The following is a 22,725-nucleotide window of genomic DNA, read 5'->3' on the forward strand; positions in this document are numbered from 1 at the left end:
TCAGACTCGTTCAATAACGGTTGCGGTGCCCATGCCCGCTCCGATGCAGAGTGTGACAAGCGCGGTGTTTAAATCGCGCCGCTCCAACTCATCCAGCACGGTGCCGAGGATCATCGCGCCTGTGGCCCCCAGCGGGTGGCCCATGGCAATCGCGCCGCCATTGACGTTCATCACATCATGGGAGACGTCAAAATGCTGCATGAAGCGCAGAACCACGGCGGCAAAGGCTTCGTTCAGCTCGAACAGATCGATGTCGGCCAGCGTCATGCCGGTTTTCTTCAACAGCTTTTCCGTCACATCGACAGGGCCGGTCAGCATCAAGGCCGGATCGGAGCCGATATTGGCAAAGGCGCGAATGCGGGCGCGGGGCTTCAAGCCCATGCTCTCGCCGCCGGTCTTGGAGCCAAGAAGCACAACACCGGAGCCATCGACGATGCCGGACGAATTGCCCGCGTGGTGGACGTAATTGATCTTCTCGATTTCCGGATGCGCCTGAATGCCGACGGCTTCAAAGCCGCCCATTTCACCCGGCATCTGGAAGGAGGGGTTAAGGCCTGCCAGCGACTGCATGTCGGTGCCAGGGCGCATATGTTCGTCGCGGTCCAGAATGGTCAGGCCATTCTGGTCCTTCACGGCGACGACCGATTTGTCGAAATAGCCATTTGCCCAGGAATGGGCGGAGCGTTTCTGGCTCTCCACCGCATAGGCATCCACGTCATCGCGGGAGAAACCATATTTGGTGGCGATCAGATCGGCGGACACGCCCTGCGGCATGAAAAAGGCCGGGAAGTTAACGGAAGGGTCCATGAACCACGCGCCGCCCGACATGCCAAGGCCAACACGTGACATGCTCTCCACGCCACCGGCAATGACAATGTCATCCGCACCCGTGGCAATCTTGCCTGCGGCCAGATTGATGGCATCAAGACCAGACGCGCAGAAACGCGAAATCTGTATGCCCGGAGCCTTGGTGGAATAGCCAGCCTCGAAGGCGGCAGCCTTGGGAATCACCGCGCCCGCATCCATGACAGGATCGACGCACCCCATGATGATGTCATCGACGGTGGATGTGTCGAGGCCATTGCGGTCGCGGATGGCTTCCAGCGCCTTGGCGGCTAGCCGCACCGATGGCACTTCATGCAGCGCACCATCCTTCTTGCCGCGGCCGCGCGGCGTGCGCACGTGGTCGTAAACGTATACGTCAGTCATCGTCTCTCTCCCCGGAGCGCAAAGCTCCTGATTTTTTTCAATGGTTTATCCCCGGTGGGGAGAAGCCAGATTCAATCAAAATGCCTCGGCGGCCATCGCCATCACGCTGTCAGCACCCGCTTCGATGCGCGACTTGCGCAAGGCGGTTTCCGGCATGATCTTTTCCATGAAGAAGCGACCGGTCAACAGCTTGTTGTTGTGATAATCAGCATCACTAGCGCCACTTTCAAGCGCTTCATGGGCGGCCTTGGCCATTTTGGCCCACATATAGCCCAGCACCACCAGACCGAAGAGATGCATGTAATCAGTCGAGCCTGCACCGGCATTGTCGGGCTTGGCCATGGCGTTTTGCATGAACCACATGGTCGAGGCTTGCGCGTCGTTCAGGCCCTTCTTCAACTGCTTGGTGAAGAAGGACAGCTTTTCGTCCGAGCGGTTTTCTTCGCAGAAGGCACCGATTTCGTTGAACAGCGCCATCACGGCCCGCCCACCGTTCAGCCCCAGTTTGCGGCCGACCAGATCCAGTGCCTGAATGCCGTTGGCCCCTTCATAGATCATCGCAATACGGGCATCGCGCACATACTGGCTCATGCCCCATTCTTCGATATAGCCATGGCCGCCATAGACCTGCTGCGCCATGACAGCATGGTCAAAGCCCTTGTCGGTCAGGACGCCCTTGAGGATCGGCGTCATCAGTCCGAGAATGTCATCGGCGGTCTGTTTTTCAGCTGCATCACCGGCGCGATGGGCAATGTCGGATTTCAACGCCGTCCACAGGGTGAAGGCGCGGCCTGCTTCGTTGAAGGCCTTGATGGTCATCAGAGCGCGGCGAATATCGGGATGGACGATGATCGGGTCGGCCTTTTTGTCCGGTGCCTTGGCGCCAGACAGCGAGCGGCCCTGAATACGCTCCCGCGCATAGGTCACGGCGTTCTGATAGGCGACTTCGGCAATCGACAGGCCTTGCAGGCCGACGCCCAACCGGGCCTCGTTCATCATCACAAACATCGCCGACAGGCCTTTGTTTTCTGCACCGATCAAATAGCCGGTTGCCTCGTCATAGTTCATCACGCAGGTGGCGTTGCCGTGAATGCCCATTTTGTGCTCGATGGCACCGCAGGACACGCCATTTTTGGCACCCAGCGCGCCGTCTTCACCGACGATGACTTTGGGCACGATGAACAGCGATATGCCCTTGGTACCCTCCGGCGCGCCTTCGATACGGGCGAGAACCAGATGGATGATATTGTCGGTCATCCCGTGTTCACCAGCCGAGATGAAGATCTTCTGGCCGGAAATTTTATAAGTGCCATCGCCGTTCGGCACGGCTTTGGTGCGCAGCAGGCCAAGATCGGTGCCGCAATGGGGCTCAGTCAGGTTCATGGTGCCGGACCAGGTGCCTTCCACCATTTTCGGCAGATAAGTGGCCTTTTGCGCGTCAGACCCATGCACCAGAATGGCGGCAATCGCCCCTTGCGTCAGGCCTGGATACATCATCAGCGCCATATTGGCAGACGACATATATTCACCAACGGCAGCATGCAGCACGTAAGGCAGGCCCTGGCCGCCATATTCCGGTGGGACGGCGAGGCCGCTCCAGCCACCGGCGCAATAGGCGTCATAGGCTTCCTTGAAACCCTTCGGCACGGCCACGGAGCCATCCGCATTGCGGGTACAGCCTTCCTGGTCGCCGGAAAGATTGAGCGGAAACAGTTGCTCTTCGGCAAGCTTGGCAGCTTCGCCGACAATCGCCTCGATCATGTCGGGCGTCGCGTCTTCAAAACCGGGCAGGTTGTTATAGCGCTCCAGGCCCAGCACTGTGTTCAGGATGAAAAGCGTGTCCGCGACAGGTGCCTTATAGACGGGCATGGTCAATGTCCTCCAGATTGCGGCCGGCGTCCTCCCCGGCGATGTTCTGTCTTACAAAATATTGACGTGCGCGTAAACGTCAATACGCAAAAATGTGAATTTGAAGAATGCGGCCTGCCAAAGGATAGGCCAGACGAACAAGGAATTTGTGCAGTAGAGACGAAAGGGGCGAGGACAGTCGTGCATATATCACGCCGCAGTTCCCGTTTGGCGACACAATAGGAGGCCCATATCGAAAAGGTTAAAAATCTCAGCCATTCTTAACGGGTTGTTTACCACGTTTCCCCGATTCTGCTGCGGAATGATTTGCGCCGCCTCAAGATGAGAATTGCAACCTCCAATCCCGGGTTGGGGGAGGGGAGCAGGTCTTGGGGCAGGCCCGAAACGCGAAGCGAGTTTGGAATATGAACGGACAGCGGTCTCCATCGCAGAGCTATAGAGCTCCCGGCCAGATGCCGCCTCACCAGGCGGAGACCCGTCAGGCCGACCCACGGCCCGTCGGTGCCTCGTCGCTGGATGCGCTGAGCCGCACGATCGAGGGGCTGGAGGCGCGGATCGAAGGGCTGATGAATGGCATATCCGGGGGTGTCGCCAGGGATGTTCGCCCCGCAGCCAGTGCTTTTTCCGATAAGCCATTGCAGGCTGCCGCAGAGCTGCCACTTGGCGAGACCTCTTCTTTTTCTGGCGACCGGCTCGATCCGTTGGCCGAAATTCGCGCCCGGCAACGGGCATTGGAAGCGGCACGCCCACCCGCTCCGGGACGGACGCCGCTGCGCGACAGCGATCCAAAACATCAAGCGCCTGAGAGCGTTTCAGTACGCCCGCCGCAGGTGTTGGAACTGGCCCCGCAACTGATGGCTGGCGGGAGCACTGCGCCCTTGCCGGATTTCTACAAGGCCCTGTCTACCCTGCGCGCCGATCTGCGCCAGGATATCAGCGAGAGCCTTGCTGGCGAAATCGGTGCTTTGCGCTCCGATATCCAGGATATCAGGGTGATAGCTGAAGAAAGCCGCGAAGCCGCTGGCCTGCGTGAAGATTTCATGCGCATGGCCGACAGCCTGGAGCGGATCGGCCATCCCGCTGCGCCCGAAACCGAAGCTTTGCGGGCCGATTTCGAGGAATTGCGCTCTTTGATGGACGGACTTGCCCGTGATAGCGGCACGCAGACCATGGAAACCCGTTGGAGCGCGCTTGAAGCCCGGCTCGATACCATCGCGCCTGAGCGCATTCAGCAGGACCTGTTGCAGCTGGCCTACCGGCTGGATGAGATCAAGCAGCAATTGGGAACGATCGGTGATGTGCGCTCCGTGCGGCTCTTGGAAGACAAGCTGGTGGCCATTGCCAAGGCGCTTGAGCATATCGGCCAGCATCTGGAGCCCAACAGCCAGGCGATGCTGGAGCAGTTCGGCCAGCTCGATCACCGTCTGGACGAGATTTCCCGCGCCATTTCCGTTGCTGGCCGTCATGGGGGCCAAGCCACCGACCCGCGCCTGATCGAGCGTCTGGAAGACCGGATCGCCACCATTGCCCATCATCTGGAACTGATTTCCGAGCAGACCGCAGGGTTTCCGGCTGGCGATCTTGACCGCCGTCTTGAAGCGCTGTCGCTAAAAATCGAGGATTTGGCCCACCAGCAGGCTGCCCAGCGGCTGGAAGAGCGGCTGGACGATCTGACCCGGATGCTGGAAATGTCGCAGCGCGAAAGCCTGCAACCAGAACTGACCGGCTATCTCTCCGATATCTCCCGCAAGATCGACGCGCTGGACCATGCTTCGCTGAGCGACAAGCTGGCAGAGCAGATCGCCGTGATCGGCAGGCGAATCGATCAGATCGATGCTCAGCCAGCGGCATCATCGGTGGATGAAAGCCTGCTGCGCAGCCTGGACGACCGGCTGTACTCCATCGCTGCCCGCCTGGATGAGACGAGTGCCTCGCCATCCGGCGATGGCTCGGCCATTGCCGGGCTGGAACAGCAGATCGCCCATCTCTCGGCGCTGATCAGTGCCTCGCCCTTGACGGACAATGGCCAGGGCGAACGCATCGAAGGCCGGATGGCTGCCCTTGAGGATTATCTGGCGACCAGCGACGAGTATATCGTCGAGGCTGCCCGCCAGGCCGCCGAAGCGGTGATGGACAATTATGCCCGCCAAAGCCCGGCCTCCGTTCAGGTGGCGGGACAGGACCAGATTGCCGAAACGCTTGGTGTGCTGGCCGATCATCTGCGCCACCTGGAAGAGATCAGCCGGGGCGGGGAGGAACGCAGCCACCGTACCGTCGAGGCTTTGCACCAGACACTGGTGCAGATTGCTGAAAAACTGGACCAGATGGACCGTCGGACGGCAACGGCCAGCCGTGAGGAAGACCGCACCGATACGGCTGCCGCCGCCGCACCGCTGACCCAGTCCGTTGAGACCGAGGTGGAATCGGCTGTCGTCCTTCCGGCTGAAGACAATAATGCCGACGCTCGTCCGCAGAGCGATGATGAGAAGGTGGGAAAACCCAGCCTGATCGCCGGTTTGAGCCGACGCCTGAAGCCGAAGATTAAGAAAGCGCAGGCCGAGACCGCGACACCGGCAAAGGCTGCGGCTCCGCAGCCGCGTCAGATGATCGAGGATGCGCCTTCCATCGATCCTGTCGATATCCTACCGCCGGAAGAGGCCAATGAATTGCTGGAACCCGGTTCCGGCAAGCCGGATGTGCGCAAGATCCTGGAAAAGGTCCGGGCGCGCCAGCAGGCCGGTACTGTGCCTGCTGAACCTGTGCTTGGCGCGGCCAGCGTAAAACCGGCATCAGCGGATGACCGGATGGATTTCATTGCCGCCGCGCGCCGGGCGGCGCAGGCAGCAGCCCAGGAAACGGAACGGGGCAGCCGCCCTAGCCGGACAGCCCTTGCCGACGAAGTTGCCGGTGGCTCGGCCTTTTCCCGCTATCGCCGCCCGATCCTGATGGCGGTTGGCGCGCTTTTGCTGGCGGCCCTGGCTGTATCTGCGGTAAAGACGCTTGGTAGCGGCAATGCCCCGGCGCCTGCTGAGCAAGCGCCAACCACATCGGCACCTGCCAAACTGGCGCCTTCTGCGGCTATCGAGTCACCCTCAATCCAGCAGGCGCCCCAACAACCGGTTCGGGCGGTCGAGATCAAGGCCGAAGCGCCGCAATCCCAGTCCGCCGTGGAAAGCACCGAGACGGAGCCATCTTCCGCGCCGGTCATTCCGGTGACGTCACCGACAGGCCAGGCCAGCCTTTCATCCGCCCCGATGGATGGCAGCCAGACGGTCGCCGGTCTCTCGGCTCAACCGCCGATGCCGGATGCGGCTCAGGCCGGATTTGCCGCTCCGAAGACTGAGGCTGCCAAGCCGCTGTTCGAGGTGCCCGCCGATCTGTCTCCCGCTTCCCTGGTGACGGCTGCCAAGGCGGGCGAGCCTGCTGCCCTGTTTGAAATCGGTTCGCGCTATATGGAAGCACGCGGCCTGCCGGGTGATGTCTCGCAGGCCGCGGTCTGGTTCCAGCGCGCCGCCGATCTGGGGCTGGCACCTGCTCAATATCGTCTGGCCGGGCTTTATGAAAAAGGCACTGGCGTTCAGCGCGATCTGACACGGGCGAAAGGGCTTTACAGCCAGGCCGCCGACGCGGGCAATGCCAGCGCCATGCATAACCTCGCCGTGCTCTATGCCTCCGGTGGCGATGGCAAGCCGGATATGGACGCCGCTGCCAAATGGTTTGCCAGGGCCGCCGACCTCGGCGTGACGGACAGCCAATTCAATCTTGCTGTGCTCTATGCGCGCGGTACGGGCGTGAAGCAGGATCTGGAAGCCTCCTATAAATGGTTCGCGCTGGCCGCCAGCCAGGGTGACAAGGACGCCGCCGCCAAGCAGGAAGAAGTAGCAAGATCCTTGCAGCCTGCTGCCCTTGCCCGCGCCAAGGCGAGCGTCCAGCAATGGCAGGCAATGCCTGTGAATGCCGATGCCAACACGGTCAACCTGCCGGACGAGTGGATCGGCAAGAGCCTGAAGACCGGTAGCGTCGACATGGAAAAGGCGGTTCGCAACATCCAGGCCATTCTCAACAAGAACGGTTTCAATGCCGGAGAGCCGGACGGCAAACTCGGCGCCCGCACTGTCGCCGCCATCAAGGCCTTCCAGACCTCGGTGGGCCAGGAGCCAAGCGGCAAGGTTTCCAACGAGTTGGTCAAGGCGTTGCTGGCCCATAACGGTTGATGCGGGGTCGGGGCTGAGGGCGTTTGGGCGTCAGCAGCGATGCGCCTTCAATCTGTGAGGCTCAGAGTGAACCAGACAGACGTCACTTTTCCTGCGGCAAACTCAACCGAGAGGGCGCGCCGAAATATTTTGCGTCTGCCGTTTTGCCTTGCAGGCGAACGAAATCCTCCTACAATCGCCTAAACACACCTAAGGAATGGATCACTATTGCCGGGTGCCGGGCGAGCGTCACGATTTTGGAATGCGTGACGCTTGAGGTTTTTTGGGTAACTGCCCCTAAATCTACCGGGATTTAAGGAATGATATCGTAAGGATTGACGGGCATCGTCATGGGCATTCCGGCCATGACGGCGGAATTTGGCATTTCGGGCGCATTTCGAGGACAGCCGTGACACTTTATCTGCCGATTGCGGAACTGTCGGTGAATATTTTCATCATCCTCGGCATGGGCGCGGCTGTCGGCTTTCTCTCGGGCATGTTCGGCGTCGGCGGCGGTTTCCTGATCACCCCCTTGCTAATCTTCTATAATATTCCGCCCGTCGTTGCTGTTGCCACCGGCGCTAATCAGGTGGTGGCCTCTTCGGTTTCCGGCGCCATGAGCCATTTTCGGCGTGGCTCGCTGGATTTGAAGCTTGGCAGCGTACTGCTGGTCGGCGGGTTGTTCGGCGCGTCGCTCGGCATGTGGATCTTCGTTGCCCTGCGCAAACTCGGCCAGATCGACCTGTTCATTTCCATCCTCTATGTCGTGTTGCTGGGCTCCATCGGTACGCTGATGCTCTGGGAAAGCATTGGCGCGCTGCGCCGTTCGGCCCGCAAGCAGCCAGCGCCGGTGCGTCGTCCTGGCCATCACAATTGGGTGCATCGGCTGCCCTTCAAGATGCGCTTCAAGAAATCGAAGATTTATCTCAGCGCCATTCCTATTCTGGTGCTGGGTTTCCTCGTCGGTGTCTTGACGCCGATGGGTATCGGCGGCGGCTTCATTCTGGTGCCGGCGATGATTTATCTGTTGCGCATCCCCACCAATGTCGTGGTTGGCACCTCGCTGTTCCAGATCATCTTCGTCAGCGCCTTCACCACCATTGCCCAGGCCAAGGCCAATTATTCGGTCGATATCGTTCTGGCCTTCATGCTGATGATCGCTGGCGTGATCGGCGCGCAATATGGGGTGCGGGTCGGTCAGAAGCTGCGCGGCGAACAATTGCGCGCCCTGTTGGGCCTGCTGGTGATGGCTGTCGGTCTGCGCCTTGCCATCGAACTGGTGATGACCCCTGACGATGCCTATTCGATCGTGGTGGGGAGTACGGGCCGATGATTATGGGCCGGTTCCTCCTTCTGGCGCTGATCGCACTTTCTGGTGCAATCGTGTTCGCAGGCAACGCGAGCGCCCAGATCCCTTTTCTGACCCCTGATAGTACCGGCAAGGAAACGTTGGAAATCGGCACGTCCACCAATGAAATCGCCATTACCTCGGATTTTCGCGGCGCCGATCTCACCGTGTTTGGTGCGTTGAACAATGTCGATCAATTGCTGCTGGCCATCGGCCAATATGATGTCGTGGTGACGCTGGAAGGCCCGAGGGAAGCGGCGACCGTGCGGCGCAAGGAGCGGTTCCTGGGCATCTGGGTCAACCGGAAGTCCCTGACCTTCGAGCGGGTGCCGACCTCCTATTCGGTTGCCAGCACCAGGCCTGTGCAGGCGATTGCCCCGCGCGAGGTTTTGAACGATCTGGGGCTTGGCGTCGATTATCTGCCGCTGACCCCGACCGGCCATTTCATCGGCGATATCAATATGGGTGAGTTCCGGGCTGCCTATCGCCGCCTGCAACAGACGAGCGGCCTTTACCAGGAGGGCGATACCGGTATCCGCTTCGTCAGCACCAACCTGTTTCGGGCCAGCCTGCGGCTGCCCGCCAGTATTCCCGATGGCGTGCATGTCGTGCATGCCTATCTGTTCAAGAGTGGCGTCTTCCTGGCCCAGAAGGATCTTCGCCTGCGGGTGGTGAAGACCGGCGTCGAACAGGCAATCACCGATGCTGCCCATAACCAGCCCTTGTCCTACGGCATCTTCGCCGTGCTGGTGGCTGTCATCACCGGGTGGACAGCCAGCATTGTCTTCCGCAAGGATTAAGAGGCATTTAGACAATCGACACGCAATCGGGCGTTGTCATCTGCCTGTCATCTCTGCGCCCTAAGACCGCCCTGCAATCATCTGGCACATATTGGGGGAAACATTATGCGCACCATTCTCGCAGCTCTTTTTACCACGACGGTTCTGGCAGGCGGCGCTCAAGCCGCCACGGTCTATCCGCTTGATCGCGCCACGATCCTCACCGGTTCTCCCTTTGATTTCAAGGTCGAGCTGAAATCTGTCGTCAAGCCGGAAGACGTAAAAATCACCGTCAACGGCCAGGACTACAAAGCCGTGTTCGGCAGCCAGGCACAGTTCACCGCCGAAGAAAAAGGCAAGGAAGACAAGGTACTCGGCTCGGCCCTGATCCTGCGCGATGTCAAGCTTCCGGCTGGCTCCTACAAGGTCGAGGTTTCGGCTGGCGATGAAAAGAAATCCGTCACCTGGGATGTCTATGCGACCCAGCAAAAGCCTGTTGCCAAGAATATCATTTTCTTCCTCGGCGATGGTCTGTCGGTTGCCCACCGCACCGGCGCCCGCATCATGTCCAAGGGCATGACCGAGGGCAAGGCCAACGGCCACCTCAACATGGACAGCCTCGACCGGATGGCCTTTATCGGTACGTCCTCGACCAATGCCATCGCCACCGATAGCGCCAACACCATGTCGGCCTATATGACCGGCCATAAGACCGCCGTGAACGCGCTTGGCGTTTATGCCGACCGCACCCCGAACACGTTGGACGACCCGAAGGTCGAAACCATTGCCGAGGCGCTGCGCCGCACCACGAAAAAGTCGATTGGTATTGTTTCTCCGGCTGAAATCGAAGACGCAACGCCCGCAGCCGTCGTTTCCCACACCCGCGCCCGCGCTGACAAGGCCGAGATCGTCGGCATGATGTTCAACGTCAAGCCGGATGTCATCCTGGGTGGCGGTTCGGCCTATTTCCTGTCCAAGTCCATCCCCGGCTCGAAGCGCAAGGACGACAAGGACTATATCGCCGAGTTCAAGAATGCCGGCTATACGCTGGCGACCTCAAAGACCGAACTGGACGCCGCCGCTGGCACCAATAGCGGCAAGCTGCTCGGTCTGTTTCATACCGGCAACATGGACACGCTTCTGGATCGTAAGTTCCTGAAGAAGGGCACTGTCGATAAATTCCCGGATCAGCCGGGCCTGGTCGACATGACCAAGGTTGCTCTTGATCAGCTCTCCAAGAACCAGGACGGCTTCTTCCTGATGGTCGAAGGCGCTTCCATCGATAAAATGTCCCATCCGATGGATTGGGATCGGGCGATGTATGAAACCATCGAATTCGATCAGGCGATCGGGCTTGGCCTCGAATTCCTGAAGACCCATCCGGATACGCTGATCGTCGTCACCGGCGATCATACCCATGGCGTTTCCATCATCGGAACCATTGATGACGACAAGCCCGGCACCGAGATGCGCGAAAAGGTCGGCGTCTATGCCGATGCTGGCTTCCCGAACTATGAAGACAAGGACGGCGACGGCTTCCCGGACAAGGTCGACGTATCGCGTCGCCTGGCTGTGTTCTCGTCCAACTTCCCGGACTATTACGAGACCTTCCGCCCCAAGATGGACGGTCCGTTTGAACCGGCAATCCAGAACGAGAAGAAGCAATACGTCGCCAACGAGGCCTATAAGTCGGTGCCGGGTGCGGTTTTCCGCGAAGGCAATCTGCCCCGTTCGGCCGACACCGCCGTTCACGCTGTTGACGATGTCGTGCTTCAGGCCACGGGTGCCGGTTCGGAAGGCTTCAAGGGCTATTTGGAAGAAAGCGACGTCTACAAGGTATTGGCCGACGCTTTTGCCCTTGGTGCGCCAAAGGCCAACTAAGCCTGCTATGATACTCGGCTCCGGGTGCGGATATCGCATCCGGAGCCTATTCTATTGAGACTTCCACTCTTTGTTTTTATGTATTTCCTGGGTTTCTACGTATTTCCTGGAAATGCTCTATTTTTGAGGGTGCATGGCGTGGTGCGATGCCGCGTTCAGGGCCGAGGCGTTACGATGACAGATCTCAACCAGGTTGCTTTTCGGCGGCGAGACAGTTTGGCCCTTTTCGGGTTTGCCGCCCTTGGGCTGTTCTCAAAACCGGCAAAAGCTGCGCCGCAGCTGATCGATTTCGACCAGCTCTATGGCAAGGTTGGCGTGCTCGGGCTGGAATTTTCCGACATGGTTAAACAGGCTGCCGGAAAACCGGTGGCGATGCGCGGTTTCATGGCGCCGCCGCTGAAGGCGGAAGCGGCGTTTTTCGTGCTGACGGAAATTCCGATGGCGCTCTGCCCGTTCTGCTCCTCGGACGCGGACTGGCCGGACAATATCGTCGTGGTTTATCTGGATCAAAAACAGACATTCGTGCAGCCGGGAACCCGCATCGAAGTGGTTGGAACCCTGGAAATGGGGTCCTGGACCGATCCCGAAACCGGTTTCGTCAGTCTGTTGCGGCTGAGAAATGCCACCTATGGCACGGTGTGATCGCCCATGATGTCGCTTGTTCTCGAAGATGTGGCGGTCCGCTATGCGGGCCTGCCAAAGCCGGTTTTAAGCATTGGTCGGCTTGAGGTTGCTGCCGGGGCTCAACTGGCGATCACCGGCGGTTCCGGTTCGGGCAAAAGCACGCTCGTCAATGTGATGACCGGGCTGGAGCGCCTGCGCCAAGGCCGCGCCCTCTGGAACAGCACTGATCTGTCGGGCCTGTCGGAAGGCGCGCGTGACCGGTTCCGTGCGGCGTATATCGGCCTGGTCATGCAGGAATTTCATTTGTTTTCCGGTCTGTCGGCCATCGACAATATCCTGCTGCCAGCCCGGCTGGCGCGGGTGGTGACGCCTGCTTGCGTCACGCGCGCCCACGACTTGATGCAACGTTTCGGCCTTGGGCGACCTGATCAGGCTATTGAAACCATGTCGCGTGGCGAAATGCAGCGGGTCGCGGTGGCCCGCGCGCTGCTGCGAAAACCCGGCGTGATCATCGCTGACGAACCGACCGCAAGCCTCGATGCCGAGGCGGGGGCTGCGGTCGCCGATCTTCTTCTGGATCTGGCGAAAAGTGAGGGCAGCACCTTGATCGTCGTTTCCCACGATGCCCGTCTGGTGGAGCGTCTGCCACGCAGGATCGAGTTGAAAAACGGTGAAATCGTCCATGATACAGGTGACTTTGTTGGAGGCATTGTCGGACCTCGGGGAGATGACGCATGATCCGCTTCATCCTTGCTGATCTGCGCCGCCTCTGGGCCGGTGCGCTGGTTGTCTGCCTGTTGGTGGCGCTGTCGACTGCGCTTGGCGTGACGGTGACCTTGCAGGAACGGGCCTTGCGGCTGGGCAGCGCCCGGGCTGCGGATAAATTCGATCTGGTGATCGGTGCAGCCGGGTCGGAAACCCAGTTGGTCCTGTCCTCGGTGTTTTTGCAGCCTTCGCCTTTGCCGCTGGTGCCGGGTGCGGTTCTGGCGACATTGCAGGCCGATCCCCGCGTGGAATGGGCCGCACCTGTGGCATTCGGCGATAGTTTTTCCGGTTATCCGATTGTCGGTACGACGACACGGCTGATTGCTGCGACCACACCGGGCTTTGCCGAGGGGCAGATGTTTCAGCGCGAAGGCGAGGCGGTGGTGGGGGCCGATGTGACGCTGAAGACCGGCGATACGGTCAAGCCGATGCATGGCACGGCTGCCGAAGGCGGCCATACCCATGGCGAACTGGCCTATCATGTCGTCGGCAGGCTGAAAGCCACCGGCACGGCCTGGGATCGCGCTATTCTCGTTCCAGTCCAGGCCGTCTGGCATATTCACGGCCTCGGGGAAGAGCATGAGGAGCATGATGCGGACGAGGCAGCGGCGGACAAAGCGGCGGACAAGGGGGAAGCCGGTCACGGTGAGGATCATGACGAGCATGATCATCATGGCCATATCGACCCCGACGCGGCTCTCTCCGAGCAGTTCTCAGCCGCAGACCCCGGCGTGCCAGCCATTCTGGTCAAGCCGAAAACCATTGCCGCCGCTTATAAGCTGCGGCAGGATTATCGCAACGACCGGACGCTTGGTGTTTTCCCCGGCGAGGTTCTGACCAGACTTTACGCGACGCTGGGGGACGCGAAACTGGTGTTGTCCTTCGTGGCCATCGGCGCGCAGGCGCTGGTGGCGGGTGCGCTCTTGCTGGTGACGGTCGTCCATATCGGCCAACGCCGCAAGCAGATTGGCGCCCTCAGAGCCTTCGGCGCTCCCAGGTCGTCGGTCTTCCTGATCGTCTGGTGTGAGCTTTTCAGCCTGTTCCTGGGCGGCATCGGGTTTGGCGTGGCTATGGGATATGCGGCGGCAAAGGTCATTTCGCAAACCGTCAAGACCAGCAATGGCTTTAACCTGCCGGTGGAATTCGCAAGCCAGGACGGCTGGCAGATTTGTCTCATGCTGGTCTTTGCCGGACTGCTTTCGGCGCTGCCGGCCTGGCTTGCCTATCGCCAATCGCCGGTGGCGGCGCTGCGCTCCTGACGGATCATGGCATGGCCTGCTTTATGGTCTGTCATATAACGGTCACTGCCCAGAGATAAGTGGGCCGTTAAAGTCCTTGTTCCATTTTGGGTTCAAGACTGGTGCTTCGGGAGCATGGTAATGGGCATATCGGTTCGAACAATGGTTTTCTCCGCGATTGGCATGGCGATCGCGGGCTTTGTCCCGCCAGCCTTTGCCGATAGCGGCTTGGTACTCGATAAATATGTGGTGCTGATGCGCCATGGCGTGCGCCCGCAAACCAGCGCCAAGGAAATCGCCCCGCTGTCATCCAAGCCCTGGCTGCAATGGGATACCGCCGATGGTCAATTGACGCCGCATGGCGCTGAGGCAACGGCACAATTGGCACGGTGGGAGGGCGCTATGCTCCGGGGCCGGGGGCTTCTGCCGCAGGATGGCTGCCCCGCGACCGGCACGGTGTTTGGTTGGGCGAATGGTTCGGTTAAACGCACCATCGATACCGGCAATGTGATGCTTTCCACCCTGTTTCCCGGCTGCGGTCTGACGGTTGGTTTCAACAACACCGAGGCCACGGATGGCGTCGATGTGCTGTATGCCCCTTCCGATACCCGGCTTGGCGCTGTCGATCCCGACAAGGCCAAGGCTGCTATTTTGGAGGCGGCGGGTGGCGATCTTGAAAAGCCTCGGGCGCGCGCTGCCAGCCTGATGAAGGAACTCGACGGCATTCTCGACTGCTGCGCGGCTTCGCTTTGCGAAAAGGCCGATGCGTCGTCTGCCTGCACGTTGTCGCAGCGCCCCTGGTCGATCAAGGTCAAGCAGGCCAAGGGGGAAAAGCCTGCCAGCGTCGAAGTTGTTGGGCCGTTGAAGGATGCAGGCACCGTCGTGCAGGTCTTCCTGCTGCAATATGCCAATGGTTTTCCTGCCGATCAGGTGGGATTTGGCAAGACGCCAACAGAAGCGGACATTATCCGCCTGTCGCAGCTGCGTCAGATCAAATATGATCTCGGCAATCGTGTTCCTTATCTTGCTGCCCGCGATGGCTCCAATCTTCTCAACCAGCTATTGCTGGCGGTGGCCGCCGATCCGGCAACGGGTCTGGCCAATAATCCTGCGCCCAGCGATGGCCCGCCAAATGCAAAATATCTGCTGTTTACCGGTTCCGACACGCAACAGGCGGAAATCGGCGCCATGCTCGGCCTGCATTGGCATATCCCGCCTTATCTCGATGATGAGACCCCTCCCACCGGCACAATGGCTTTCGAGCGCCTTCACGATGCCACGGGCAAGGTGTTCGTGCGCATGCAGTTCATCGCGCCGTCGCTGGACCAGATCCGCAAGGCATCGGTTCTGGATGACAAAAACCCGCCACTGCAGGCGACCATTCCCCTGCCAGGCTGTGAACAGCAACAGGTTGACGGCGCCTGCCCGCTGGACCGCTTTCTTGCCATTGCCCGCCCCAAGCTGGACATGACGGCGGTGGCACCGCAAATCTATTTGGCCAGTGGGCATTGAGAGCCAGTCGGGTTCAAACTGAAACGGACATCCGCCATGACGTTTAAGCGGGGACCGATGCAGAATGGCGCCTGGGCCTTTTCCCGGAGCGCAGAGACACGTTGTCGATTATTTTAATACATTGCTGATCGCCAAAGCCGGTTTGCGGTTTTGCGGGACCGTGTCCAGGGCGGGAGCATGGCTGGTGGTGAAATACTGGTCGCGACCGCTGTGTTTTGCCTGGTAAAGGGCTGCGTCAGCGCTCGCCACCAGATCGTCGCTGGAGTGGATATGGTCGGACGGAACGGCTGCCACGCCGATGCTGACGGTGACGATACCCTTTTCGCTATCACCATGGGGAATATGCAGGTCGCGGACTGCCTGACAATAGTATTCTGCAACAGTGGAGCCTCCGGCAAGATCGGTGTCGGAGAGAATGAGTGCCATTTCCTCACCGCCGTAGCGGGCAGCGATATCGGTACTGCGTTTTGCGACCGAACGTAAAGTCGTGGCGATCTGGCGCAGGCATTGGTCCCCCGCCTGATGTCCGTAGCGGTCGTTGAACAGTTTGAAATGGTCGATATCGATCATCAAAAGGCTGACGCCCGCCCCAGTGCGCTGGGACCGTGCAAATTCCTGCCGGAGATGCACATCAAACGCGCGCCGGTTGTAAAGCCCGGTAAGGCCGTCGGTAAAGGCTGCTTTTTCCAGGGCGCGATTGGTATGGCGCAGTAAGCCCTCCGCCTGTTTTGCCCTGGTAATATCCGTGAAGACGATCAGCGAACCGCCGCCGCCGACACTTCGTGTTTGAGCTTCGAGGGTTCGTCCGTCCCAGAGGGCGATTTCGCGCTTGCCCGGTGTCAGCGGCAAAACAGGCAGACTATCCAACGTTTGTTCTGCCAGAATGGGCTCGCTGTCGCGAGGCGTCGTCTCCTCGCCACGGGCGCGCGACGCGATGATGATGTCGTGTAGATCGGCGCCAGGCACCCTGATATCGGCGGTTTTGGAGAACATGGAGCGATAGCGTTCATTGCAATAGACCAGCTTTCCCTGCCGGTCGAACATCACAAGCCCATCGGCCATATTGGCCAGGGCATCGGCCAATTGCTGACGGCTCTCGGCCAGTTGCTGCTCCAGTTCCTTCTGCTTGCTGATGTCACGGCTATGGGTGGCAAGAGCGATGATGTCTCCGGTCTTCTGGTCGCGGATCGGGTATTTCAAGGTCGAATACCAGCCCTTGGCCCCCAAAGGCGTTTCATAGCTCTGCTCGATATGGACAGGCTTGCCTTCGGCAAAGACAGCCTCTTCGTCAGCGCGGTAGCAGGCCGCAAGCTCAGGCGAATGAAAATCCGTATCGGTCTTGCCAATCATCTGCGCGGGGTCATCCAGACCTAAAGCTTTGGCCGTGGCGGGATTGGTTAAGATGAAGCGGCCTTCGCGATCCTTGGTCGTCAGGATTTCCGGCATGCTCTCGATAACGGTCCGGTAAAGTTTTGCTTCCTGTAGCCGAGCGCGTTGCAATGTCTCGCTTCTGATCACAGCCGCTGCAAGCAGAGCAGCCAGACATTGCATTGGCAAAAGCAGTGGCAGGACGGCAATCACCGCTGGCCATGTTTCAGGTGGAATGACCAAGAGTGTCACCTGTGGCAGAATGATAAGACCAAGGCCCATGGCCGCGATGCGCCTTAGGCTCAAGATTGCCTGTTCATCGCGCCAGCCTGCCCAAACACCCGCGCCTGCAGCCAGTAAAATAGACAGGGCCCCGGCTCCAGCGCCGATCCCACCTTCCAGAACGCGCCAGGTTATGGCAATGCCCGCTGCAAAAATGGCACAAACCGGGCCGCCCATCAGTCCGCAAACTGCAATGGCACTGCTGCGAAGGTCCATGAAAAGACCCGGTACGATCGTTATTGGAAATTGCATGGCGACGATGGCCGTGACGCCGCCGGCAATGCCAAGCCCGATTGGCTTATAAGCAGGGTTCTGCTGTTCCAACCAACCGGCCAGCCTGCTCGAAACGATGGAAAACAGCGTGACAAGGGCACTATTGACCAGAATAAGCGTCATGGTCGTGTTCATCTGTTCCGGCGTCTCCTCCACGGCCTTTATACGAAGTGTCATTGAAAATGGCAGTTCGTATTCCTTTTGAAAATATCTCAAGCCTTTGACGCATTTGAGATATTTTCAATGTATTTAAGTCGAAGGATGCGTCAGCATCTTCGAGACTTGGTTTTCAATGCATTGCAGGAAAAGCAAGAAATTTTGCCGAGCCTGTGTGATAGGGTACAACCTAGAAGATGATCGTTAATTTGTAATTTCTAACGTATTTATATTAACGCATCGATCTGGGCCTCGGTCGCCGGCGACCGGGGATAACTTTGGCGATGTCGCGCCTCGGCGCTTGAGGACCCCGGCCCGCAGGTCTACGGATAAACATCCCCAGGTGGTGGCAAAGACAGGACAGATTCATGGCGGCAGCAGAAAAACAGGCAGGTAATTCCCGCAAGCCCATCGCCTCAAATCCTGAACAGCACTCGATGCTGGATGATGTGCAGGGCCTGCTGGCGGGCAGCATGTTGGCGGCGCTGGGCGTGGTTTTGCTGTCCAATGCCAAATTGCTCTCCGGCGGCACCGCAGGGGTCGCCTTTCTGCTGCATTACGTTTCGGCTGTCGGGTTTGGCCTGATCTTCTTTGCCATTAACCTGCCCTTCTACTATTTCGCTTTCCGGCGGATGGGCCTGGCCTTCACGGCTAAAACCTTCATCGCGGTGCTGCTGACCTCGGTGCTGAGCGCTATCCTGCCGAAATTCATCGGCTTTTCCCTACTGGACCCGCTGGTGGCGGCCGTGTTTGGCGGGCTTCTGGTGGGAACCGGCATGCTGGTGCTGTTTCGCCATCAGGCAAGCCTTGGCGGCTTCGGCATATTGGCGCTGTATCTTCAGGATCGCTACGGCTGGCGGGCCGGGCTTGTGCAGCTTTGCTTTGACGGCATGGTGCTGATCGGCTCGTTCTTCGTGGCGACGCCCGGCATCATTGCCTGCTCGATCATCGGCGCAGTGGTCGTCAATCTGACGTTGGCGATCAATCACCGCAAGGACCGCTATATCGCCATGTAAACTGGAGCGTCTTGTAGTTTGGAATGAAAATTGCTGCTCAGACGGCAATGGGCTGAATTCGACCCTCGCCCTGATTGATGCTCAAGAAAGAGACAAATGATGACGTTTTTCCGCACTGCTCTGGTCACAGCCCTGCTGTTGACGACCTCTCTTGCCCACGCCGAGGATGGCACGCTGGCGACGATCAAGCAGGCGGGCGTGATCCGCATCGGCACGACAGGGGACTATAAGCCCTTCAGCTACAAGGGTGGCGATGGTGAATTGGTTGGAGCCGATATTTCCATGGGCAAGGCGCTGGCCACCGATCTCGGCGTCAAGCCGGAATTCGTGATGACCACCTGGAAAACCATGCTGGAGGATTTCAAGGCCGGAAAGTTCGACATGGTGCTGGGCGGCATTACCGTTAATCCGGCCCGCGCCGAAGTCGGTGATTTCTCGCTTTCGAATGTCAAGGACGGCAAACGGCCGATCGTCCGCTGCGAGGACAAGGACCGGTTGGTGACGCTGGAGGCGATCGATCAGCCATCGGTGCGCGTCATCGTCAATCCCGGCGGCACCAACGATAAATTTGCTCATGAGCATTTCACCAAGGCGCCTATCGAGGTATTTCCCGACAATAAGGTGATTTTCGATCAGATTGCCGCCAACAAGGCGGATGTGATGGTGACCGACGGCGTGGAAGTGGACCTGCAATCCAAGCTGCATCCCGGCGTGCTTTGCCCGGCTGCCGTCAAGGAACCCTTCACCCATTTTGAAAACGCCTATCTGCTGCGCAAGGACTCGGGCCTCAAGGCTGCGGTGGACAGCTTCATGGCAAAGGCGCTGGAGAACGGTGACTGGAAGGCCAAGCTGGATGCCGCCATGCAGTGAGGCCGGTTTTATGCTGGTAAAATAGTCAGGGACTGCTTTTATTTAGTCCAGTTTCACCTATTTTATCTCTGTGTCTGAGCCGGAATCCACGCTTTCCTTACTACCTCTCCCCTTCGAGCGCTGGTTTGCGCAGAAGGGATGGCAGCCGCGTGCGCATCAGTTGGAGCTGCTGGCGCGGGCCGGGCAGTGGGAAAGCACGCTTCTGATTGCCCCGACTGGGGCTGGCAAGACCCTTGCCGGGTTCCTGCCCTCGCTGGTCGATTTGACCCGGCGCGGGCGAAAGCGGACGGGCGAGGCCTTTACCGGCATTCACACGCTCTATATCTCGCCGTTGAAAGCGCTGGCGGTCGATATTGAGCGCAATCTGGTCAAACCGGTCGAGGAAATGGGCCTGCCTGTCAGCATCGAGACCCGCACCGGCGATACGCCGCAGGCCAAGCGGGCGCGCCAGAAGCTCAATCCGCCGGATATTCTACTGACCACGCCGGAACAACTGGCACTGCTGATCGCCAATGGCGAAGCGCCCCGCTTTTTCCGGGATCTGCGCTATGTGATCTTCGACGAGTTGCATTCGCTCGTCACCTCCAAGCGCGGCCATCTTCTGGCGCTGGGGCTGGCCCGGCTGCGGATCCTGGCACCCGGACTTCAAACCATCGGACTTTCTGCCACCGTCGCCGATCCGCCGGAGCTGCAACGCTGGCTGGTGGCGCAGAGACCGGGGGAAGCGACCTTGGCCGGACTGGTGACAGTGGCTGGCGGGGCGAGACCCAATATTACCATTTTGAACACGCAGGAGCGCATTCCCTGGTCCGGCCATTCGGCCCGCTACGCCATTCCCGATATCTACGCGGTGCTGAAACAGTTTGCGATGACGATCATTTTCGTCAACACCCGCTCCCAGGCGGAAATGCTGTTTCAGGAATTGTGGACTGTTAATTATGACAGCCTGCCGATTGCCCTGCATCACGGCTCGCTGGATGTCGGCCAGCGCCGCAAGGTGGAAGAGGCGATGGCCGCCAACCGGCTGCGTGCCGTGGTCGCCACCTCGACGCTGGATCTCGGCATTGACTGGGGCGAGGTCGATCTCGTCATCCATGTCGGCGCGCCGAAGGGCGCCAGCCGATTGGCCCAGCGGATTGGCCGGGCCAACCACCGCATGGATGAGCCGAGCCGCGCCATTCTGGTTCCCGCCAACCGCTTCGAGGTGATGGAATGCCAGGCGGCGCTGGATGCCAACTATCTCGGTGCGCAGGACACCCAATCGGTGGGTGAGGGGCCGCTGGATGTGCTGGCCCAGCATGTGTTGGGCATGGCCTGTGCCGCACCTTTTGATGCGGACGATCTTTATCATGAAGTAACGTCAGCCATGCCTTACACTTCGTTGTCGCGAGACACGTTCGGGCGGATTGTCGATTTTGTCGCCGCCGGTGGCTATGCGCTAAAGACCTATGACCGTTATGCCCGCATTCGCAAGACGGCAGAAGGGCGTTGGCGGATTTCCAATCCGGCGGTGGCGCAGCAATATCGGCTCAATCTCGGCACCATTGTCGAGGAGCCGATGCTGAATGTCCGGCTCGTCAAGCGCAATCACCTCGGCTCCATCGGGCGAGGTGGCATGACCCTTGGCAAGGTCGAGGAATATTTCGTCGAGCAATTGGCGTCAGGCGATACATTCCTGTTTTCTGGCAAGGTCTTGCGGTTTGAAGGCCTGCGCGAAAGTGAATGCCTGGTGTCCAATGCGTTTTCGCAGGACCCGAAAATTCCCGCCTATGCGGGCGGGAAATTTCCGCTGTCGACCTATCTTGCCGATCAGGTGCGAGCCATGCTGGACGATCCCGCCCGCCGCGCCAGCCTGCCGGATCAGGTGCGCGACTGGCTGGAAATCCAGAAAGTCAAATCCGTGCTGCCGAAGCGGGGCGACCTGCTGGTCGAGACTTTTCCACGCGGCAAGCGCTTCTACATGGTGCTCTATCCGTTTGAGGGGCGGCTGGCCCATCAGACGCTGGGCATGCTGCTGACGCGGCGGCTGGAACGGTGGCGGGCCAAGCCGCTTGGCTTCGTGGCGACGGATTACGCCCTGGCGATCTGGGGGCTGGAGGATCTCAGCTGGATGGTGTCCACGGGCAAGCTTTCGCTGGCTGACCTGTTCGAGGAAGATATGCTGGGCGACGATCTGGAGGCGTGGCTGGACTCCTCCTATATGTTGAAGCGAACTTTCCGCACCTGCGCGGTGATTGCTGGGTTGATTGAAAAGCGTCACCCCGGCAAGGAAAAATCCGGTAGGCAGGTGACGGTTTCCGCAGACCTGATCTATGATGTGCTGCGCGCCCATGAGCCTGACCATATCCTGTTGCAGGCAACCCGCGCCGATGCGGCAAACGGTCTTTTGGACATTGCCCGGCTTGGCGATATGCTAAAGCGAATCAAAGGCCATATTCTCCACAAGGCACTGGACCATGTCTCGCCGCTGGCCGTGCCTGTTATGCTGGAAATCGGTCGGGAAACGGTGGTCGGCGAAGCGCAGGAAGATGTGCTGGCGGAAGCGGCGGAAGACCTCATTGCTGAAGCAATGGGATAAGAAGGAATGGTCCGGATATGACGGGATTGACGACGGCTTCTATAATGCGCCCGGAGAAGACCGACCTCAGCGCCGAGATCGAGATCTGCGGTGCTGAGGCCATCTGCGACCTGTCCGGCACGCTGTATCTGCCAGCATTGCGACTGCTCGTCGTCTCCGACCTGCATTTGGAAAAGGGTGCAGCCTTTGCGCGGCGCGGTCAGCTCCTGCCTCCCTATGATACCGTTGCGACATTGAAAAAACTGCAATCGGTGATTGCTCGTTTCGATCCGGCCATCGTCGTTAGCCTGGGTGACACATTTCATGACCGGCTGGGGTCTGCCCTGATGCCGGAACCCTTCCGGCAGACAATTGACCAGATGTCACACGGTCGCGAATGGATCTGGATTACCGGCAATCATGATCCTGATGGGGTCGAAAACCTGGCTGGCATGGTGGCCGATGAAATTTCCTATGGCGGATTGGTGTTTCGCCATGAACCGCAAATCGGTGAAAGCGTCAGGGGCGAGATTGCCGGCCATCTCCACCCGTCAGCCACCGTGCGCCGGCGGGAGAAATCCGTGCGCCGCGCCTGTTTTGCCGCCGATGGCGACCGGCTGATCATGCCTGCTTTCGGGGTGACGACGGGTGGGTTGGATTTGAAGCACAAGGCTTTCAAAGGGCTTTTCGCAAGGGAGACGCTGGTCGCGCATCTTCTTGGCCGGGAGCGGATCTATTCGGTGCGCTTCAGTGGCCTGTTCGCCTGAAAACGCATAAATGTAAGT

General features: G+C 59.5%; 15 protein-coding genes. 12 read left to right on the top strand and 3 right to left on the bottom strand.

Translation table 11 applies throughout. The features are described from left to right. Complete coding sequence (locus ASB66_RS07510) at positions 1 to 1,209, bottom strand: acetyl-CoA C-acetyltransferase (protein WP_060716354.1); 1,209 nt, start codon at positions 1,207 to 1,209, stop codon at positions 1 to 3. A gap of 75 nt (positions 1,210 to 1,284) precedes the next feature. Continuing rightward, positions 1,285 to 3,078, bottom strand: a complete 1,794-nt coding sequence (locus ASB66_RS07515; RefSeq protein ID WP_060716355.1) for an acyl-CoA dehydrogenase C-terminal domain-containing protein — start codon at positions 3,076 to 3,078, stop codon at positions 1,285 to 1,287. A gap of 452 nt (positions 3,079 to 3,530) precedes the next feature. Between ASB66_RS07515 and ASB66_RS07520 the strand changes: the two genes are divergently transcribed. From ASB66_RS07520 to ASB66_RS07555, 8 genes are all read left to right on the top strand, one after another. After that, positions 3,531 to 7,292, top strand: a complete 3,762-nt coding sequence (locus ASB66_RS07520; RefSeq protein ID WP_060716356.1) for a peptidoglycan-binding protein — start codon at positions 3,531 to 3,533, stop codon at positions 7,290 to 7,292. Between the two features lie 388 nt (positions 7,293 to 7,680). Next, on the top strand, positions 7,681 to 8,604 hold the full coding sequence (locus tag ASB66_RS07525; RefSeq protein WP_060716357.1) for a sulfite exporter TauE/SafE family protein: 924 nt from the start codon (positions 7,681 to 7,683) through the stop codon (positions 8,602 to 8,604). A 2-nt stretch (positions 8,605 to 8,606) separates the two neighbouring features. After that, a complete protein-coding gene (locus ASB66_RS07530; protein ID WP_411910127.1) occupies positions 8,607 to 9,419 on the top strand; it encodes a TIGR02186 family protein in 813 nt (270 codons plus the stop codon). Positions 9,420 to 9,524: 105 nt separating this feature from the next. Next, a complete protein-coding gene (locus ASB66_RS07535) occupies positions 9,525 to 11,279 on the top strand; it encodes an alkaline phosphatase (protein ID WP_060716358.1) in 1,755 nt (584 codons plus the stop codon). A gap of 174 nt (positions 11,280 to 11,453) precedes the next feature. Beyond that, on the top strand, positions 11,454 to 11,921 hold the full coding sequence (locus ASB66_RS07540) for a hypothetical protein (protein WP_114386346.1): 468 nt from the start codon (positions 11,454 to 11,456) through the stop codon (positions 11,919 to 11,921). Positions 11,922 to 11,927: 6 nt separating this feature from the next. Continuing rightward, positions 11,928 to 12,641, top strand: coding sequence for an ABC transporter ATP-binding protein (locus ASB66_RS07545; RefSeq protein ID WP_060716359.1), 714 nt, complete (start codon positions 11,928 to 11,930; stop codon positions 12,639 to 12,641). Next, positions 12,638 to 13,927 (top strand): ABC transporter permease, encoded by a 1,290-nt coding sequence (locus tag ASB66_RS07550; protein ID WP_060716360.1) that lies wholly within the window; start codon positions 12,638 to 12,640, stop codon positions 13,925 to 13,927. The genes ASB66_RS07545 and ASB66_RS07550 overlap by 4 nt, the downstream gene beginning before the upstream one ends. 120 nt (positions 13,928 to 14,047) lie before the next feature. Further along, positions 14,048 to 15,418 (top strand): histidine-type phosphatase, encoded by a 1,371-nt coding sequence (locus ASB66_RS07555; RefSeq protein ID WP_171430979.1) that lies wholly within the window; start codon positions 14,048 to 14,050, stop codon positions 15,416 to 15,418. A 108-nt stretch (positions 15,419 to 15,526) separates the two neighbouring features. On the opposite strand, the gene ASB66_RS07560 is transcribed toward ASB66_RS07555, so the two are convergent. Beyond that, entirely contained in the window at positions 15,527 to 17,518 is a 1,992-nt protein-coding gene (locus ASB66_RS07560; RefSeq protein ID WP_060716362.1) for a diguanylate cyclase, read from the bottom strand. Between the two features lie 416 nt (positions 17,519 to 17,934). Here ASB66_RS07560 and ASB66_RS07565 point away from each other — a divergent pair, with 416 nt between their 5' ends. The 4 genes from ASB66_RS07565 to pdeM all read left to right on the top strand — a co-directional run bounded on the left by ASB66_RS07565 (position 17,935) and on the right by pdeM (position 22,707). Then, the gene (locus ASB66_RS07565; protein ID WP_411910126.1) at positions 17,935 to 18,513 is read left to right on the top strand and encodes a YitT family protein; all 579 of its coding nucleotides are present in this window, start codon (positions 17,935 to 17,937) and stop codon (positions 18,511 to 18,513) included. 99 nt (positions 18,514 to 18,612) lie between these two features. Continuing rightward, positions 18,613 to 19,383 carry a transporter substrate-binding domain-containing protein gene (locus tag ASB66_RS07570; protein WP_081088901.1) on the top strand — a complete coding sequence of 257 codons (771 nt, stop codon included), beginning with the start codon at positions 18,613 to 18,615 and terminating at the stop codon, positions 19,381 to 19,383. Positions 19,384 to 19,453: 70 nt separating this feature from the next. After that, a complete protein-coding gene (locus ASB66_RS07575) occupies positions 19,454 to 21,961 on the top strand; it encodes a ligase-associated DNA damage response DEXH box helicase (protein WP_060716365.1) in 2,508 nt (835 codons plus the stop codon). Between the two features lie 44 nt (positions 21,962 to 22,005). Continuing rightward, positions 22,006 to 22,707, top strand: coding sequence for a ligase-associated DNA damage response endonuclease PdeM (gene pdeM / locus ASB66_RS07580; protein ID WP_272940001.1), 702 nt, complete (start codon positions 22,006 to 22,008; stop codon positions 22,705 to 22,707). Positions 22,708 to 22,725: the final 18 nt, after the last annotated feature.

The organism is Gillisella vitis, assembly GCF_001541345.2.
GTDB classification, from domain to species: Bacteria; Pseudomonadota; Alphaproteobacteria; order Rhizobiales; family Rhizobiaceae; genus Allorhizobium; species Allorhizobium vitis.

What these genes read in the sequence shown, in the direction of transcription:
- ASB66_RS07515 (WP_060716355.1), bottom strand. Translation starts at nt 3,078, where the DNA reads ATGCCCGTCTATAAGGCACCTGTCGCGGACACGCTTTTCATCCTGAAC.
- pdeM (WP_272940001.1), top strand. Translation starts at nt 22,006, where the DNA reads ATGCGCCCGGAGAAGACCGACCTCAGCGCCGAGATCGAGATCTGCGGT.
- ASB66_RS07570 (WP_081088901.1), top strand. Translation starts at nt 18,613, where the DNA reads ATGACGTTTTTCCGCACTGCTCTGGTCACAGCCCTGCTGTTGACGACC.
- ASB66_RS07555 (WP_171430979.1), top strand. Translation starts at nt 14,048, where the DNA reads ATGGGCATATCGGTTCGAACAATGGTTTTCTCCGCGATTGGCATGGCG.
- ASB66_RS07550 (WP_060716360.1), top strand. Translation starts at nt 12,638, where the DNA reads ATGATCCGCTTCATCCTTGCTGATCTGCGCCGCCTCTGGGCCGGTGCG.
- ASB66_RS07535 (WP_060716358.1), top strand. Translation starts at nt 9,525, where the DNA reads ATGCGCACCATTCTCGCAGCTCTTTTTACCACGACGGTTCTGGCAGGC.
- ASB66_RS07530 (WP_411910127.1), top strand. Translation starts at nt 8,607, where the DNA reads ATGGGCCGGTTCCTCCTTCTGGCGCTGATCGCACTTTCTGGTGCAATC.
- ASB66_RS07545 (WP_060716359.1), top strand. Translation starts at nt 11,928, where the DNA reads ATGATGTCGCTTGTTCTCGAAGATGTGGCGGTCCGCTATGCGGGCCTG.
- ASB66_RS07510 (WP_060716354.1), bottom strand. Translation starts at nt 1,209, where the DNA reads ATGACTGACGTATACGTTTACGACCACGTGCGCACGCCGCGCGGCCGC.
- ASB66_RS07560 (WP_060716362.1), bottom strand. Translation starts at nt 17,518, where the DNA reads ATGACACTTCGTATAAAGGCCGTGGAGGAGACGCCGGAACAGATGAAC.
- ASB66_RS07540 (WP_114386346.1), top strand. Translation starts at nt 11,454, where the DNA reads ATGACAGATCTCAACCAGGTTGCTTTTCGGCGGCGAGACAGTTTGGCC.
- ASB66_RS07520 (WP_060716356.1), top strand. Translation starts at nt 3,531, where the DNA reads ATGCCGCCTCACCAGGCGGAGACCCGTCAGGCCGACCCACGGCCCGTC.
- ASB66_RS07565 (WP_411910126.1), top strand. Translation starts at nt 17,935, where the DNA reads ATGCTGGATGATGTGCAGGGCCTGCTGGCGGGCAGCATGTTGGCGGCG.